This window comes from Gordonia sp. AC31 (genome assembly GCF_031844505.1).
GTDB lineage: Bacteria > Actinomycetota > Actinomycetes > Mycobacteriales > Mycobacteriaceae > Gordonia > Gordonia hongkongensis.
This window is the reverse complement of the sequence record NZ_JAUZVK010000043.1, coordinates 1-15,483: the sequence shown is the minus strand read 5'-3', so window position 1 is coordinate 15,483 and position 15,483 is coordinate 1. Positions and strand designations below refer to the sequence as shown.

General features: G+C 68.6%; 17 protein-coding genes. 11 read left to right on the top strand and 6 right to left on the bottom strand.

Annotated features, from left to right (window positions below):
- From Q9R39_RS23840 to Q9R39_RS23830, 3 genes are all read right to left on the bottom strand, one after another.
- Positions 1-940 (bottom strand): nuclease-related domain-containing protein (locus tag Q9R39_RS23840; protein WP_311278388.1); only part of this gene is annotated, 940 nt, incomplete at its 3' end.
- Positions 941-994: 54 nt separating this feature from the next.
- Complete coding sequence (locus tag Q9R39_RS23835; RefSeq protein WP_014928905.1) at positions 995-1,492, bottom strand: hypothetical protein; 498 nt, start codon at positions 1,490-1,492, stop codon at positions 995-997.
- A 31-nt stretch (positions 1,493-1,523) separates the two neighbouring features.
- Positions 1,524-1,778: a hypothetical protein gene (locus Q9R39_RS23830; RefSeq protein ID WP_014928904.1), complete on the bottom strand. Its 255-nt coding sequence runs from the start codon at positions 1,776-1,778 to the stop codon at positions 1,524-1,526.
- Positions 1,779-1,895: 117 nt separating this feature from the next.
- Between Q9R39_RS23830 and Q9R39_RS23825 the strand changes: the two genes are divergently transcribed.
- From Q9R39_RS23825 to Q9R39_RS23790, 8 genes are all read left to right on the top strand, one after another.
- Positions 1,896-2,570 (top strand): DUF6349 family protein, encoded by a 675-nt coding sequence (locus tag Q9R39_RS23825; protein ID WP_148281340.1) that lies wholly within the window; start codon positions 1,896-1,898, stop codon positions 2,568-2,570.
- Complete coding sequence (locus Q9R39_RS23820) at positions 2,567-2,941, top strand: helix-turn-helix transcriptional regulator (protein WP_311278387.1); 375 nt, start codon at positions 2,567-2,569, stop codon at positions 2,939-2,941. Before Q9R39_RS23825 ends, Q9R39_RS23820 begins: the two co-directional genes overlap by 4 nt.
- A gap of 303 nt (positions 2,942-3,244) precedes the next feature.
- On the top strand, positions 3,245-3,481 hold the full coding sequence (gene nrdH, locus Q9R39_RS23815; RefSeq protein WP_311278386.1) for a glutaredoxin-like protein NrdH: 237 nt from the start codon (positions 3,245-3,247) through the stop codon (positions 3,479-3,481).
- Between the two features lie 82 nt (positions 3,482-3,563).
- On the top strand, positions 3,564-4,067 hold the full coding sequence (locus Q9R39_RS23810; protein WP_311278385.1) for a hypothetical protein: 504 nt from the start codon (positions 3,564-3,566) through the stop codon (positions 4,065-4,067).
- Entirely contained in the window at positions 4,064-4,486 is a 423-nt protein-coding gene (locus tag Q9R39_RS23805) for a hypothetical protein (RefSeq protein ID WP_311278384.1), read from the top strand. Before Q9R39_RS23810 ends, Q9R39_RS23805 begins: the two co-directional genes overlap by 4 nt.
- A 3-nt stretch (positions 4,487-4,489) precedes the next feature.
- Positions 4,490-5,056 (top strand): DnaB-like helicase N-terminal domain-containing protein, encoded by a 567-nt coding sequence (locus tag Q9R39_RS23800; RefSeq protein WP_311278383.1) that lies wholly within the window; start codon positions 4,490-4,492, stop codon positions 5,054-5,056.
- 21 nt (positions 5,057-5,077) lie between these two features.
- On the top strand, positions 5,078-5,284 hold the full coding sequence (locus tag Q9R39_RS23795) for a hypothetical protein (protein WP_311278382.1): 207 nt from the start codon (positions 5,078-5,080) through the stop codon (positions 5,282-5,284).
- A gap of 37 nt (positions 5,285-5,321) precedes the next feature.
- Positions 5,322-5,915 (top strand): thermonuclease family protein, encoded by a 594-nt coding sequence (locus Q9R39_RS23790; protein ID WP_144066083.1) that lies wholly within the window; start codon positions 5,322-5,324, stop codon positions 5,913-5,915.
- A 7-nt stretch (positions 5,916-5,922) separates the two neighbouring features.
- Here Q9R39_RS23790 and Q9R39_RS23785 read toward each other — a convergent pair whose 3' ends face one another.
- The 3 genes from Q9R39_RS23785 to Q9R39_RS23775 all read right to left on the bottom strand — a co-directional run bounded on the left by Q9R39_RS23785 (position 5,923) and on the right by Q9R39_RS23775 (position 7,903).
- Positions 5,923-6,807: a hypothetical protein gene (locus Q9R39_RS23785; RefSeq protein ID WP_014928895.1), complete on the bottom strand. Its 885-nt coding sequence runs from the start codon at positions 6,805-6,807 to the stop codon at positions 5,923-5,925.
- Between the two features lie 98 nt (positions 6,808-6,905).
- Positions 6,906-7,481, bottom strand: coding sequence for a hypothetical protein (locus tag Q9R39_RS23780; RefSeq protein ID WP_014928894.1), 576 nt, complete (start codon positions 7,479-7,481; stop codon positions 6,906-6,908).
- A gap of 17 nt (positions 7,482-7,498) precedes the next feature.
- Entirely contained in the window at positions 7,499-7,903 is a 405-nt protein-coding gene (locus tag Q9R39_RS23775) for a hypothetical protein (RefSeq protein WP_311278381.1), read from the bottom strand.
- A gap of 331 nt (positions 7,904-8,234) precedes the next feature.
- Between Q9R39_RS23775 and Q9R39_RS23770 the strand changes: the two genes are divergently transcribed.
- From Q9R39_RS23770 to Q9R39_RS23760, 3 genes are all read left to right on the top strand, one after another.
- Positions 8,235-8,576: a hypothetical protein gene (locus tag Q9R39_RS23770; RefSeq protein WP_311278380.1), complete on the top strand. Its 342-nt coding sequence runs from the start codon at positions 8,235-8,237 to the stop codon at positions 8,574-8,576.
- A 7-nt stretch (positions 8,577-8,583) separates the two neighbouring features.
- Complete coding sequence (gene mobF, locus Q9R39_RS23765) at positions 8,584-14,781, top strand: MobF family relaxase (RefSeq protein WP_311278379.1); 6,198 nt, start codon at positions 8,584-8,586, stop codon at positions 14,779-14,781.
- Positions 14,782-14,864: 83 nt separating this feature from the next.
- The gene (locus Q9R39_RS23760) at positions 14,865-15,419 is read left to right on the top strand and encodes a hypothetical protein (RefSeq protein ID WP_311278378.1); all 555 of its coding nucleotides are present in this window, start codon (positions 14,865-14,867) and stop codon (positions 15,417-15,419) included.
- The last annotated feature ends 64 nt before the right edge of the window (positions 15,420-15,483 follow it).

Here is a 15,483-nt window from a genome sequence, read left to right as displayed (position 1 = left end):
ACTTTCGTTTCCATCCGGGCCGCTCTTTGTTCAGCGCGTCGTGTTGCATGCGGAGTACCTGATCCTGGCGGCGTTGCCGGCGTTTCTGCTCGAACTGTTGCTGTTGTCGGGCGAGATCAGCTTTCTTCTTCTGCTTCTTGGACTTTCGGCTGTCCAGCCAGTCTTGGGCGACCTGCTGGCGTGCTTCGCGGCGTTGCTGCTGGGCCGCGCGCTGTTCATCGCGTGCTCGCAGGAGGGCCTGGTGTTGTTCGAGCCTGTGGGCTTGCGGTGTCCCCGGCTTCTGCTCGAGGACGCGCGTCATAGTGATCGTTTGCCACTGCCGGTACTGCTGGACGTGAACGGCGTTGCCGTTTCGTGGGATTCCCTCCGCCAGCCACGTGATCACGTCGTCGAGACCGTCTGCGGCGAGGCGCATAGGTGGGTGGTGACCAGCCAGCGTGTTGTCGACCGTGAGGCGCCCGGGTCGGCTGGAATGAACGAGGATTGCTGCGTTGACTTTCGCCGGCGCCACGATGGTCGCGAATTTGGCAACGGCATCGCCAAAACTGCTGCGGATCAGGCGCGGGTTGTTGGCAGGACCAGCGAGGATGGCGTCGCCGTACCAGCGGTAGTCATCGGGCATCCACAGTTTCGAGTCGATCAGAAACACCCGATCACCACAGACGAGGGCATGGTCGATATCGGCGTGCTCGGTGCCTGGATATCGGAGACCGTGAACGACCTGGACCCCATCTGTTGCATGGAAACGTGCCAACTCCGCGATGAACAGATCGTGCGACTTCTGCTCGCCGACCAAGCCTTTGAGTAACGCTTCCTCGTCCATCGAGGACCGCAGCGCTGAATTCGACACAAGCCCCTCGCCAGGGTTTCCGTAGACCCGTTGCGCAAGAATCTGCAAGTCGATAGGCGCCTGACCAGGCTGTCCAGAAGGAGTCGACACGTTCGTACCGTAGCGGACGCGGTCCTCTGCATGCAGCGACCTGGTGGTGAGAAGTCAGGTGGACGGCTCCCGGTAGATCGGGCAGCCGCACGAGGTGTTGCAGGCGAAGCTCCAGGTGGGGTGGGCGGCGTGGGTGTGTACTCCCCAGGGGTGCCCGCATTCGCAGTCGGGGAAGAACTGGCGGTCCCAGCGGTCGCAGAGGTCCTCGACGGTCAGTGTTCCCGATGGGTAGCCCACGGCGCCTCGGAAGCCGACGCACTGGTATTTCGACCAGGTGGGGTCGACCTCGACCGGGCATCCGAGGTAGCCCAGGTCGTGGTTGATGACCAGCCCGTAGTCGAAGGTGTTCTGCCCGCAGCGGCCACACCAGTCCTCACCGGTCGGTACGGGTTGGCCGTCGGGGCGCCCGGCGCGACGCTGCTCCCACAGCTGGCGCAGGGTCGCGATTTCGGCCTCGAGTCGGCGTTGCTCTTCGATGCGCTCAGCGGTGCCGTCGAGCAGATCGAGCAGGTCGATGTCGTCGTGATCGGATGATGATGTGCGGCGCGTCATGGGGTGTCCTCTCAGATGGCGTCGTGGGGCGTCAGTTGGCGGCGTAGATCGGGGTGCGGGTCAGGAACAGGCATTCGCGGTTCTCGTCATCGGCCAGGACGATCCCGATACCGGTGGTGAGGATTTCGGCGAGACCGAGCGCCCACCTCGACCACGTCAGATCGACCATGGCGTGCACGTGCTCGATGGGTACGAGCTCAGAATGTCCGCTCTGGAGCACGTTGGTAGCGCGGATGATCTCGCGTGCGCTCGGGCTGGCGGCGATGTTGCTGTAGCTCCACGACATGCGAGGCTCCCTTTGTGTCGAATGTTGCTGTGGTGGTGCATCTTCTGACGTCTTACCCACCCAAGGGATGCACCTTATAGGGTTCACAATATGCACCCTATGGGGTACAGTCAAGTCATGACCACAACCACTTTCCCGACGAAGCCGACCGCGCCGTCCTCGCACGGCCTGCAACTCGACATGTTCGCCGAGGCGGCACGCGATGAGCGTGCGCACGCCGAACGCACAACCGGTGTCCCTCGCTTGTATACGTTGCGGTGCACCACGATTGCCGACTACGAGCACGCGATGGCGCAGTGGAGGAAGGCGTGGCCTGATCTCGCCTGCTTGCGCGACTCGCACGGCTGGCACGTCGCGATCGGTGAGTACGCGAGCAGCCGCGAACCGACCGACACGTGCATCCCGATCACCCTGCAAACCGACCTCCGATGCAACCGGACCTCGCACCGCGGCTGCCTGTGCGTAGGTGATCTGGTCTCGCGCAGCTTCTGCCGAGGATGCGGCTGGCACTCCGAGGTCGTCGACGACGACACCGACGCGGCGCTGTTGGGCCTGGATCACTGTTTCCCGGGATGGCGCGACGACCCGATCGTGCCCTCGGCGCCCTACGACGACGGCCCCAAGCGCCGCACCCGCCGCAACTGGGAAACCGCCGTCACCGAACTGCACGGCACCGACCGTCCCCAGGGCTATCCGATGATCACCCGCCGGGGACCGCACGGGTGGCGAGCCGTGCCGGGCCGGTCACTGTGGGGAGGCTACGACGTCGCCGCCGAAACCCTCGGCCGATGACCGACACCACCGATCGAGCCGTGCCCGACCTGCCTGCCGGGCACGGCACGCACTCGCCCTCCCCCGGCTCTGGCAAGCTCAACACCACACGATCACCGTCCGCCCCCGAGAGGCCCGAATCCATGTCGAGCGATCCGTCCGCAATCAGCGTTGACGAGACCGCCGTCATGGCCGCCGTCGGTGCGGCGATCGTCGCCCGCCGCACCGAACTCAAGATCAGCCAGCAAGCCCTGGCCCGCACCGTCGGCACCAGCCGGACCTTCCTGCGCGGCATCGAGGCGGGCGAGCGCGCGCCGACCGTGGTCACACTCACCCGGATAGCCCGCGCCCTGCACACCACACCGAGCGCGCTCATCACCACCATCCGCTGACGCCGGCCCCGCCACTCTCAACGCCGCCAGTAGCCGTCCCGAGGGCCAGAGTCCTCTTGCCTACCGGCAAAGTCACGCAACCACCCGTCATTTCCTCGCCTATTTCGTCGCGCTTTCTGTGGTGCTTTACCAAGTGAATAGAAGAATCCTCGAAGAGAGGAGTGGGTGGGTATTCGAATGGCCCCTAACAGCAGGTCGCGACAGATTTACATGCGCCATGAAATACGTTGCAGCCCTTGCATATACAGCCCTTTAGATATAGAGTAGAAGAAAGCAAACAGCCACCGAAGAAAGGTTTCAGCAATGATCATCACCGTGTACACAAAGCCCGCTTGCGTTCAATGCCACGCCACCTACAAAGCGTTGGACAAGCAGGGCCTGACCTATCAGGTGGTCGATATCAGCGCCGACGACGACGCCCGCGACTACGTGATGAGCCTGGGTTACCAGCAGGCCCCGGTCGTGGTGATCGACGACGGCCAGCAGTCATGGAGCGGATTCCGCCCCGATCGAGTGAAGGCGCTGGCCTGCGCCGCCTGACCCGACCAGTCCCCGCAACGTGGGTGTCGCACTTGCCGTCGACGACACCCACCCCGAAGTACACCGACCAAGGAGAACCAGGATGAGCCGTCCATCCACCACCAGCGCCACCAACGACCACACCCAGTGGACTTTCGGTGGCCTCACGATCGCCGCCGACAACGCCTCACTGTGGGCAACACAAGCCGCAGCGGATCCCGCCGACACCGCCTCACTGTGGGCAACACAAGCCGCAGCGGATCCCGCCGACACCGCCTCACTGTGGGCAACACAAGCCGCAGCGGATCCCGCCGACACCGCCGCACCCCAGGTGCAGGCCACGCTCGCCGACGTCGAGGGAGACCTTGTCGTCAGGATCGCCGTTCCCAACGGCCTGGCCTACGTGGCCAACTTCGACGACAACATCATCCAGGTCACCCTGGCCAACATCCATTCCGACTGCTGCCAGAGGTGCGGGGAACACTTCAGCGATCCGCACGCACCCGAGTGCGAGATCGGAGCCGCCGAAGAGATCGCGCTCGCCGCCCAGGACGACACAGCGATGCTCGCCGCCCTCGAAGCCCGCGCGGAACGGCGTCTCCGATGAGCGACACCCTCGACGCCGCTCTCGCCGACATCACGGCCACCACCGGGCTGGTGTTCACCCGCACCACCTTCGGCACGCAGCGCAGCGGGCACCTCGCCTACACCCGCACGCGCGACGTCGTGGTGATGATCGACAACGACTGGCAGGCACTCATCGACAACGGCGCCGGTGTCTTCGCGCCGAGCAACCCGCGATGGTCGCCCGTTCACCCGATCGTCATCGCCGTCTACGAAGGCGGTGACCTCACCCGCCTCCCGCTCACGGAGGTGTCCACTCGCCGCGCCGACATTGCTGTGCTTCCCCACCTGCTCGATCAGGCCCTCGAACTGGCCGACCGCGCCCGCCGTGAGTGCGGCCACTTCCTCGGCTATGACTACGACGGCCGCGGCGACACCACACGACGCCACCAGGTGATCTGAACCATGCCCGCCGCGACCCCACCCGACCCGTCGGTGAGCGCCGCCGCTCACGACGACGCGGCGCTCGCTGATGGCCACGGGTGGGCCAGCGACACCGGCCACGCCGAGGTCCTGTTGCTCTCGGCGCTGCTGTGGGCCACACCCGCCCACCACGACGACCTCGCTGACATCGTCGGCCTGGTCCGCGCCGAAGACTTCTACGTGCCCGCCCACGGCGAACTGTTCACGATCATCGCCGACCTCATCGCCGACGGGACCCGCCGCGCACACGACGCCACCACCGTCGCCCACGAACTACGCCGCCAAGGACGCGCGGCCACCCTCGGCGCCGAGCGCCTCACCCGGGCGCTCGTCGCGGCGACCTCCGCCGGCGCCGACGGCATCCAGGCACGCCACTACGCGGCGATGGTCGTCGCCGACGCCTACCGCCGCCGCTACCGCGCCGCCGGAGACGGCATCACCCACGCCGCCGACCACCTCCCCGAAGCCGAACTGTGGGACTACATGTGCGCCCACGGCATCGCACTACGCGAACACCGCACCCGCCTGTCCACCCTGCGCCCGAACTAAGACATCGAAAGGAACACCGCCATGCCCGCCGACATCCGATACCCGGCCGCCGACCTCGCCAAGCTCCACGCCGACGCCTACACCCTGCGCCACGTCGACAACCTCACCTGGGACCAAGTCGCTACCGCCCTCGATGAACCCGTCGCCGTGGTCAAGGACTGGGCCCAGACCTACATCGACCGCACCGACGCCGCCGCCGCCGAACAGCAGATGTCGTTGTTCGACTGACCCCTGCCCGCACCCGCCTCGTTCGGAGCCCTTGTCCATGCGCACCCTCACCCGTCTCGCCTCCCGCACCGTGCTGCGCCTCGCGCTGCTCGCCGCACTCGTCGTGGCAGCATTCGTGGCCCTCAGCGGCGTCGTCGACGCCCTGCCCGCACCCGGCGACCTGTGGCCGCGGACGACCTCTGTTGCTGCGCCGTCGCGGCCATCAGGCGGTACCACGCCCGCAGTGGTCACCAGAGTCATCGACGGCGACACGATCACCGTCTCCACCGACACCGATCCCGCGCTCACCGTGCGGCTACTCGGCATCGACACCCCCGAGGTCCGCAAGCCCAATACCCCGGTCCAGCCGTGCGGCCCGCAAGCCAGCGACCGCACCCGCGCACTCGCCGCCCCCGGCACCACCGTGCACCTCGAGTACGACCCCACCCAAGACCACACCGACCGCTACGGCCGCGCCCTGGCCTACGTCTGGATCGGCGACACGATGCTCAACCACACACTCGTCGCCGAAGGGTGGGCACGCACCTACGTCTACAACCACCAACCCGGCCGCCACGCCGACGCCCTCGCCGCCGCCCAACGCGACGCGCAAGCAGCCCGAGCCGGTGTCTGGGGTCAGTGCCCGCGATAGCCGAACCTCAGACGCGCACAGGGGCGGGCGCCCGCAGCGGCGGTGCCATGGTGATCCACCGTCCGGTGCGGACCCGATGCGTCAGCGCGAGCGCGACCACGCCCGCCGCAGCAACACTGACTAACCCCCAGAAGGCCAACGCGTAGCCCTCGCAGATGTTGTATGCCGCGTGCGCCAACGCGAACCCGATCACGAGCCGGTAGTCGCGCCATCGCCAGACCATGTACGCCGACACCACTGCCCACAGGGCCATGCTCACCCAGAGGCCGGCCCCGTAGTACACGTGATAGGCCAGCCGCATCGGAACGAGCACGCACAACGCCGCGATCAAGCCCACACGAGTCGACGGCAGCCACATCGCCAGCGCCGCGATCGGCACCGCGACAACGAACACCTCCTCACCGAACCCGGCCCTCAGTCCCGCGATGACCGCGGCCGCCAACGGACGCTGCGCTGTTGTGCTCGTGTCGTCGACGGCGAGCGCTGGCAGCGCGAGGTCGACGAGCCACCGAAGACCCAGGGTGGCATACACGCTCAGTACGTACACGCTCACGCACGCCACGTAGGTCGAGCGCGACAGCGGAGGGCGGCGAGTCCACTGCGGCCACGACCACCACCACGGCCTCGTGGTGAGTTCGCGAAGGATCAGCCAACTGAGGCCGACGAGCGCACCACTTGCGACGACAAGCCGTAACCACACCAGCACTTCCCCAGACCAGGAGAACGGCTGCGTGGACGCGCCTTGCCCGTAGCGGTCGATCGCTGTGGAGATACCTTCGCCGAACGCGGCCGCGTACGCCGCAGCCGCGATCACGAGCGCGCCGACGCGCGCAGCGTTGAACTGCCAACGCCCGCTCACGATCTGCGAGCCTGTGGGTTCGAGTTCGAGCATCGAAGTCCTCTTTCGGGCCTTGGGGCGGGACGACGCCGCAATGCGGTTTGTGCCCCTCGCGTGAGCGCCCGGGCACTAACACAAGGCGGGTGTCTGTTTCAGAACAGGCCGAGCTGGTCGGCGGCCGCGGACGGTACGGGCTGGAACAGCCGATGCGCGTGGTCGGGGTCGCCGCCGTCGCGTAGGTAGGTGCGCAGCATGATCGAACGCGCGGCGCGGTCGATAGCGGTGGTTGGTCGTGATCCGCGGTGGCGGCCGAGACCGACGGCGTAGGTGAGGTTGTTGGTCTGGGTGCCGATACGCACGTGGGCGGAATCCACGCGCACGCACAGAGGTTCATTGCAGTAGTGCTCGCCGATGTCGGCGGCGTCGGCACCGAGGTCGGGGTGCACCAGCAGCAGCGCGAAACGGTGCGCACTGATCGCTCGTTGACGGTTGTTCCGCCGGAAGGTGAATCGGCCGTACCCGTCGGGCGAGCTGATCGCCCCGATCCAGTACCAGCAGCCACGCGGTGTGAGTACGACGTGCTGCCAGAAGTGTTCTTCGGCGCGAGCATCGGGCATCAGCGTCGGGTCGGTGACCACACCCGGCGACGGAGTCGCGGTGCCGACCGCCAGGTGGGTGGCCGGCACCGCGAACAGGCCGAGTTGATCGTGGTCAGGGTCGACACTCATGGCCGAACCCTAAAGCCCTAGGCCGACATCACCGCTGGATCGGAGGGCTCGGTGCGGGTCTCATCGGTGGTCGCATCCGGAGCGCCGGGGGTCGGTGTTGGCTCCGGGCTGGGGGTGGCCTTCTTGGTCCCGACGGACAGGCCCGCCTCACGTAGCAGCGTCTTGGCTTTCGCGGCACTAATTTCCACGAGATCGGCGGCGCCACTAACACTTCCTACTCGCTCGGCGATCGCGGCGAGCGCGGTGGCTTTCGCCTTCGCTGACCGCTCGGTGATCACTCGCAGTTCTGCTTCGGCAGCGGCGAGTTCGGAGTCGGCTTGCAGGAACTCGGCGATGTTGGCCTCGTTGGCTTCCATCACCCGCAACTCAGCTTCGAGTCTGCGTTCGAGTTTCGCGCGTTCCTCGGCTCGACGCGTCTCCAACGCCCCAAGGGTTCGTTTGCGCGCAGCAGCGCGCGCCTGACTGGCAGTGAGTTTTGAATTGTTCGACGGCATACCAGCCACGATAACGCCGGCCAACGCCCCCTCGCCACCGCCACACGCCCGCTCTCGGTGCACGTTTCACCCCCACTCCCCCTAACCTCGCCACCGTTTCCGCCTTCCCAGTCCCGCCCCTCACCCTCCTCACCTGCACCAACACCCCACGCGCCACCACTTTCCACACCACCTCCCCCGATCTGCAAAACCAGAGAACTCCCACACACCTCTTGCATTCTGGATTCGTCCGACGAAATTAATGTGTCAGAATGCAGCCATGGCCGGTGTCGGGGCGTGCGATCACTGCGGTGGCGTGCTGCCCGGAGACGGCGCACCACGGCGCGGTCGGCCGCGCCGCTGGTGCTCGGATGAGTGCCGCCGCGCAGCGTGGGTCCGCCGCCACGACCGGCCCGCCACGGCCGGGGTCACCGCTCAGGATGCGGTGGCCCAGGTGCTGGCCTCCCCCACCGCCACCGCGGAACTTCTCGGGACGCTGGCCGAGCGGATCGAGGGCGGCGACGAGGTCGCCAGCGGAGTCATTGCCGAGCTGGTCCGGGCGCACCGCGCCAGCGTCCATGCGGTGGCCCGGACCAACGAGTTGCGCCCGTTCCGGCGGTGATTCGGCCGTGACCGCCACCATCCACAAGCTCACCGCCGGCGACGGTTATGAGTACCTGACCAAATCCGTTGCGGCGATGGATGCCACCGATAAGGGGCGGGTGTCGCTGGCCGACTACTACAGCGCCAAAGGCGATTCCCCGGGCCAGTGGATCGGGTCCGGGCTGGCCGGGCTGAGCGATGTCGGGGCCGGACTGGAGGTGTCCGAGCAGCTGGTCGAGCAGCGCACCGTCGAGGCCGGGTCGATGGTGTCGGCGGCGCAGATGAAGGCACTGTTCGGCGAGGGCCGCCACCCCAACGCCACCGCGATCGAACAGCACGCCGTGGCCTCCTCCGACTGCCGCGCTGCCCAGGCGTTGGCGGCGACGAAACTGGGCAACGCCTACGCCGTCTACAACGAATATCCGGAGTTCCTACAGGAACTCGCGGTGGTATTCCGCGACCACAACCTCGCCCGCGGCGAACGGTGGGATGCGGTCATCGACGACGACACCCGGGCGGCGTTGCGCACCGAGTTGGGCCGCGAGCGATTCACGAAAACCTACCGCCGGCCGCCGCGGGATTCGCGCGAGCTCTCAGGCTTCATCGCCCAGGAAAGCCGCCGACGGCAGTCGGCGGTTGCCGGGTACGACATGACGTTCAGTCCGGTGAAATCGGTGTCGGCGTTGTGGGCTGTCGCGCCGCTGCCGATGGCCGAGAAGATCGAGGCCGCCCACCGTCAGGCGGTCGCCGATGCACTGGCGTTCATCGAACGCGAAGCGTGCCTGTCGCGGTTGGGAACCGACGGCATCGCCCAGGTCGACACCGACGGTCTGATCGCCGCAGCGTTCACCCACCGCGACTCCCGAGCCGGGGACCCGGACCTGCACACCCACGTCGCCATCTCCAACAAGGTGCGGGTGCGTGACGCTGCCGGGATCACCCGGTGGATGGCCCTGGACGGCACCCCGTTGTTCAAGGCCACCGTGTCCGCGTCGGAGGTGTACAACTCGCGCATCGAGCTCTACCTTCAGCGCGATCTTGGGGTCTCGTTCAGCGAACGACAGCAGACCGACGCACGGAAACGGCCGGTCCGCGAAATTGACGGTGTGTCCACCGAACTGATGGCGCAGTGGTCGTCGCGGCGCGCGATGATCGAGCAGCGTCTCGGTGAACTGTCGCAGCAGTTTCACGCCGATCACGGCCGCGAACCCACCACCGGTGAGGCGTTCGATCTGGCCCAGCAGGCCACCCTGGACACCCGCGAAGCCAAACACGAACCCCGCTCCTATGCCGAGCAACGCCAGGCGTGGCGGGCCGATGCGCGACGCATCCTCGGCGGCGATCGGGCGATCAGCGACCTCGTGCACGAGGCCACCCATCCACGCCCCCACACCCGTGAGTATTCGGAGTTCACCGACGAGTTGTGCACCGACCTCGCCGGTGCGTGCATCGAGAACATCTCGGCCACCCGCGCCCGCTGGCAGCGTCCGCATCTGCGCGCCGAAGCCGAACGCCAACTGCGTGCCCGCGACTTCGCCGGCATCACCGACACCGACGAACTCGCCGCCGCCATCGAGCGCATCGTCGACACCGCCCTGGCCGCTGACACCAGCGTCGCGGTGTCGTCGGATGCGCTCGACGGCGACCTCGGCGAGCCGGAGGTGTTGCGTCGCGCGAACGGCGAATCAGTGTTCGTGCGCCACGACGTCGCCCTGCACACCAGCATCGAGATCCTTGCCGCCGAACACCGGATCGTGGCCGCCGCCAAGCGTGCCGACGGCCGCCGCCTCGACGAGGCCACCATCGACATCGCGTTGCTCGAGCAAGCCGCCAACGGCCGCGAACTCAACGCCGGCCAAGCCGCCATGGTGCGCGAACTCGCCACCTCCGGGCGTCGCGTGCAACTGGTGCTGGCGCCCGCCGGTACCGGTAAGACCACCGCCATGCGCACCCTCGCCCGGGCGTGGACCGACAGCGGCGGAACCCTCATCGGCCTGGCCCCCACCGCCGCCGCAGCCGCGGTGCTGCGTGAAGAACTCGACACCACCACCGACACCGCCGCCAAGCTCGTCCAACTCGCCCAAGCCAGCCGCGACCGCGCCCTGGCCGCGACGCCGCCCTCGCGCACAGAGGACAACCCCGAGCTCGCGGCGAAGGTGGCCGCGGCGCAAGAGAAACTGGCCGATCCCGCCTATCACGCACCCAAGGAACCGGACTGGTTCACCAGCATCGGACCCGACACCCTCGTCGTCGTCGACGAGGCCGGGATGGCCTCGACCGCCGACCTCGATGAGGTGATCCGGTGCGTGGCCGCCCGCGGTGGCAGTGTGCGGCTGGTCGGCGACGACCAGCAGCTCGCCTCGATCTCGGCCGGCGGTGTGCTGCGCGACGTCGCGCACGAAACCGGTGCGCTGACCCTGAGCCAGGTGGTCCGCTTCTCCGACGCCGCCGAGGGCGCGGCGTCGCTGGCGCTGCGCGACGGTGACCCCGCCGCGCTCGGTTTCTACGCCGACCACGGACGCATCCACGTCGAGTCCGACGCCGTCGCCGCCGATGACGCCTACCTGGCCTGGTTGGGCGACCGCGCCGCCGGACGTGACACCGTCATGCTCGCCGCCACCCGCGACACCGTCAACGCCCTCAACGAACGCGCCCGCGCCGACCGTCTCGCCGGGATCGACCCCCGCCTCCGCAGCCCCGAGGTCGCGTTGTCCGATGGCCTGGCCGCAAGCGTCGGCGACATCATCAGCACCCGCCGCAACCGCCGCGATCTACGCCTGTCGGCCACCGACTGGGTCCGCAACGGCGACCGCTGGCGGGTCACCCACATCGGCGCCGACGGCACCCTGACCGCCCAGCACCTCGACCTCAACCGGCACGTGCAGCTACCGGCCGACTACGTCGCCGAGAACACCACCCTCGGCTACGCCTCCACCATCCACGCCGCCCAGGGCATGACCGCCGACACCTGCCACGTCATCGGCTCCGACGCCCTAGACCGCCAACTGCTCTACGTCGCGATGACCCGCGGCCGCCACGGCAACCACATCTACCTCCCCACCACCGAAACCGACCCACACAACGCCACCACCCCCAAGGCCCGCCACCCCCAAACCGGGCTGGAAACCCTGGCCGCGATCCTCGGCCGCGACGGCACCCAACAGTCGGCGACCACCGCCCAACGCGACGCCGTCGACCCGTTCCTACGTCTGTCCCGGGCCGCGGCCGCCTACGACCACGCCCTCGGTGCCGCCGCCGAACACACCCTCGGCGCCACAGCGCTGCGCGACCTCGAACACGACGCCGACACCCTCTACAGCACCCACACCGGCACCCCCGCCGGCACGCTCACCGCGTGCGCAGCCTGGCCCACCCTGCGCACCCACCTCGCCACGCTGGCCCTCGGTGGCGACGACCCGATCGAGCGGCTACAGGCCGCGATCACCCACCGCGAACTGGCCACCGCCGCCGACCCGGCCGCCGTGCTCGACTGGCGCCTGGACCCCACCCAGCAACACTCCGCAGGCGGCGGACCCCTGCCCTGGCTGCCGCGGGTCCCCGCCGGGTTCGACGACCCGCAATGGGCGCCCTACCTCACCCGCCGCGGCGCCCTCGTCACCGACCTCGCCGCCGCCGTCACCGAACGCGCCGCATCCTGGGCCGCCACCACCGCCCCCGTATGGGCGCGTCCACTGCTCCTCGCTGACGCCGAACGCGGCCGCGAGCTCGTCGCCGAACTCGCCGTGTTCCGCGCCGCCCGCGGCGTCGACGACACCGACCGGCGTCCCGCCGGACCGCGACCAAATTCCATCGCCCTGGCGCGGCGTCACGCCGCGCTGACCGAGCGCGCCGACGCGCTCATCACCACCACCGCCGAGGCCGCCCGCTACGCCGACCTCGCCCGCGACCTCGACCCCCACCTCCTCGCCGACCCGTACTGGCCCGAACTCGCCGACCACCTGTCGCTGGCCGCCCGCGCCGGCCTCGACGTCGATGCCCTGGCCCGCGACGCCCTCGCCGACAACCCGCTGCCCACCGAAATGCCCGCCGCCGCACTGTGGTGGCGCCTGTCCGGACAGTTGGCCCCCGCCGCCGCCGAAGCCACCAACACCGGCCTGCGCCCCAACTGGGCCGACATGCTCGTCGGGATCGTCGGGGACCGCGCCGCCGAAGCGATCCTCACCGACCGCGCCTGGCCCGCACTCGTGGCCGCGGTCAACGCCGCCGACCCCGCCCAGTGGACTCCCCACGAGCTACTCGACCTCGCCGACACCCTGCTCCACCACGGCGCCGACGACGACCACACCGTCCGCCTCGACGAATACGCCCGCCTGCTCACCTGGCGAGTCGAACTGCTCGTCACCCACAGCAGCCACGCCACCGACACCACCCCAGTACCGCCGGCACCGCCCACCCCCGACGACGAAGCCGCCGCCGAAGCCGCAGCCGAAGCCGCCGGACTGGCCGACCCCTGGGCCGACACCCTCACCAGCCAGCCCGGCAACGACCTCGACGAGAACGTCGGCGTTGACGAGGACTACCTCGCCGCGCTCACCGCCACCGAACCGCCACCCGAACCCGGCGTGGACCTCGGCGCCGAGGAGTTGGACCGCTACGAGGACCTGGACTTCGACGACTTCGCCGCAGACGCCGTCGCTGCACCCGATCGCTTCGCCGCGCCGACCGACCTCGCCGAATGCATCGCGCTGCGTTACGAACTCACCGCCCAGCTCGCCGAACTCGACACCGACATGGCGCAGCTACGCGAAGCGATCAACACCGGCACCAGCGCCCACCAGCAAGCCATGGCCCCGCACGTGCTCGCGTTGCGCGCGGCCGCCGACCACCAATTCGCCGCGGCCGCCGACACCGCCGGCCACCACCACGACCTGATGATGGCCGAACAACTCATCGAAGATCTCACGAACCAGGCCACCGCCCTGCGCCGCACCGCCGCTCAACTGCGCGCCGCCGACACCACCGACCTCGACCCCCTCAGTGATGACGAAGCACCCGACCTCGCCGCGCTACGCGCCGAGGCCGATGCCACCGCCCTGGACTGGCGCATCACCGCCGCGACCGCCGACCGCGACGCCCTCGCCGCCGTCTACCACGACGCGAACGCCCGCCTCGAGACGGCGATCGCCGAATCCGGCGGCGTCCGCGTCACCGACACCGACGTCGAACTCATGCGCCTACAAGCCACCGAACTCGACGAACTCAACCTCGCCGACCTGCGCGCCCGCCGCGCCGACCTCACCACCCGCATCTACCGAATCGACAACCGCCTCAACCACGTCCACGCCCTCACCCACACCGCTCACCACCACCGCGACACCTACCTCATGCCGACCACGGCCACCGGGCCCGTCGCTACCCCCGACGCGGTCACGCCATCGGCGACCCAGCCCGCCGCCGAAGCCACCGCCACCGCGGTCGCCGAACCGGCGGCCGACGCCGAGCTGCGCGACTGGCTCCACCAGGACCCGCTCCGCGTCATGAGCGACGACCAGCTCACCGCACACTTACGCACCCTCACCCGCCGCCACACCCTCGCCGTCGACGACCTGAAAACCAGCCGACCAGCACCCGAGCAGACACCGCGGGTGCGCGGCGACCACGCCGACCTCGCCGACGCCGTCGGCCGCATCACCACCGCCCGCACCGCCGGACGCGCTCTCGCCGACGCCGCAGCCCGCGTCACAGAGGCGCGCGCCGAGCTGGCGGGACTGCCGCCTGCCGGGCGCGGACGCAAAGCACGCGCCGAGCACGACCAACACCACCAGCGCCTCGCCGAGGCGGTCGCCGCGGCCGAGCGTCAGCACCAGTACCTCGCCGCCGCCCACGAACAGACCCACCGGGCCGTCGGCGTCCCCGAACACCAATGGGACGAACTGACCGCCCGCGCCGCCGACACCGCCACGCTTGCAGGCGAACTGGCTGCGGCCGAACATGCCGACGCCCGCGCCCGCCAGCTTCACCAGAAAGCGATCGAGGACCGCGACGACGCTGCCGCCGCCATCGCTCACGCCCGAGCCGAAGTAGCCCGCCGGGATACGCTTCCAGCCGAACACCGTGCCTCTGAAGACGCCATCCGGGCTCTCATCGCACCGCCGCGTGGTCGCGATGTCTCCACGACAGCCGCACCGCCGTCCTCTACCCCTGGCCCCCGCGACCTACCGCCGGAGCGGGATCGAGGCCACGACTACGGCATCGGCGACTAGCCATGCCCCAGCTAGGTGGGGGCGGGATGTTCGGCGACCTCTGAAATACCGAACGCCCGGAAGATCGAACTAGACTTGGTGCCATGACGACCTCGGCGCACCTCAGCCCCTCCATGCGGAGGATGGTTGAGCAGAACGCCAAGGTCATCCGCCAAATGATGCCGACCCTTCCACTAGCGCGCTTCGGCCTCACCCAAGTCACCCCCCGACCGTTCGCATCGCTCGACTATGGGCAGATCACTGCACTGGAGGCCACGCAGCAACGCCTGGCTTCGTCGGTGCGAGGCCTGACCTCCTCGCTGGCCACGCTCGAACCATTGTGGACATCGCTGATCGAGCGACGACGGGTTATTGGCGCAGCGTGCAGTGCGTTTCTGCAACGGTTCACAGTCCGTGGACCGAAATCCTTCACCGACGGTCTGGCGGCAGTCAAGGCTGCACGTGAGCACTACACCAGGCTCTTCGCCCACCGTGTAGCGCTAGCGATCCGTATTCAAATTCAGCGGCGCTCGTCTCGTCAGCGCGCTCCCGGCCACGACGTCGCCACCCAACCACGAGTGGTTCGCGGACCCACTTCCCGCGAGGTTTCCCAACTCACAAACCTCGCGGGACCTCGCATCGTGCATTCAGCCGCCTAAACCCGGTTTGGAGCAGGCGCGTTGCGCTGTCCCCTTCCTCAAAGGAGACAGACCTCGTGTCGTC

Bases quoted from the DNA above. Each gene is read 5' to 3' on its own strand.
- Q9R39_RS23830 (WP_014928904.1), bottom strand. From the start codon at position 1,778: ATGTCGTGGAGCTACAGCAACATCGCCGCCAGCCCGAGCGCACGCGAG.
- Q9R39_RS23785 (WP_014928895.1), bottom strand. From the start codon at position 6,807: ATGCTCGAACTCGAACCCACAGGCTCGCAGATCGTGAGCGGGCGTTGG.
- Q9R39_RS23760 (WP_311278378.1), top strand. From the start codon at position 14,865: ATGACGACCTCGGCGCACCTCAGCCCCTCCATGCGGAGGATGGTTGAG.
- Q9R39_RS23835 (WP_014928905.1), bottom strand. From the start codon at position 1,492: ATGACGCGCCGCACATCATCATCCGATCACGACGACATCGACCTGCTC.
- Q9R39_RS23810 (WP_311278385.1), top strand. From the start codon at position 3,564: ATGAGCCGTCCATCCACCACCAGCGCCACCAACGACCACACCCAGTGG.
- Q9R39_RS23825 (WP_148281340.1), top strand. From the start codon at position 1,896: ATGACCACAACCACTTTCCCGACGAAGCCGACCGCGCCGTCCTCGCAC.
- Q9R39_RS23790 (WP_144066083.1), top strand. From the start codon at position 5,322: ATGCGCACCCTCACCCGTCTCGCCTCCCGCACCGTGCTGCGCCTCGCG.
- Q9R39_RS23805 (WP_311278384.1), top strand. From the start codon at position 4,064: ATGAGCGACACCCTCGACGCCGCTCTCGCCGACATCACGGCCACCACC.
- Q9R39_RS23795 (WP_311278382.1), top strand. From the start codon at position 5,078: ATGCCCGCCGACATCCGATACCCGGCCGCCGACCTCGCCAAGCTCCAC.
- Q9R39_RS23800 (WP_311278383.1), top strand. From the start codon at position 4,490: ATGCCCGCCGCGACCCCACCCGACCCGTCGGTGAGCGCCGCCGCTCAC.
- Q9R39_RS23780 (WP_014928894.1), bottom strand. From the start codon at position 7,481: ATGAGTGTCGACCCTGACCACGATCAACTCGGCCTGTTCGCGGTGCCG.
- Q9R39_RS23770 (WP_311278380.1), top strand. From the start codon at position 8,235: ATGGCCGGTGTCGGGGCGTGCGATCACTGCGGTGGCGTGCTGCCCGGA.
- Q9R39_RS23820 (WP_311278387.1), top strand. From the start codon at position 2,567: ATGACCGACACCACCGATCGAGCCGTGCCCGACCTGCCTGCCGGGCAC.
- nrdH (WP_311278386.1), top strand. From the start codon at position 3,245: ATGATCATCACCGTGTACACAAAGCCCGCTTGCGTTCAATGCCACGCC.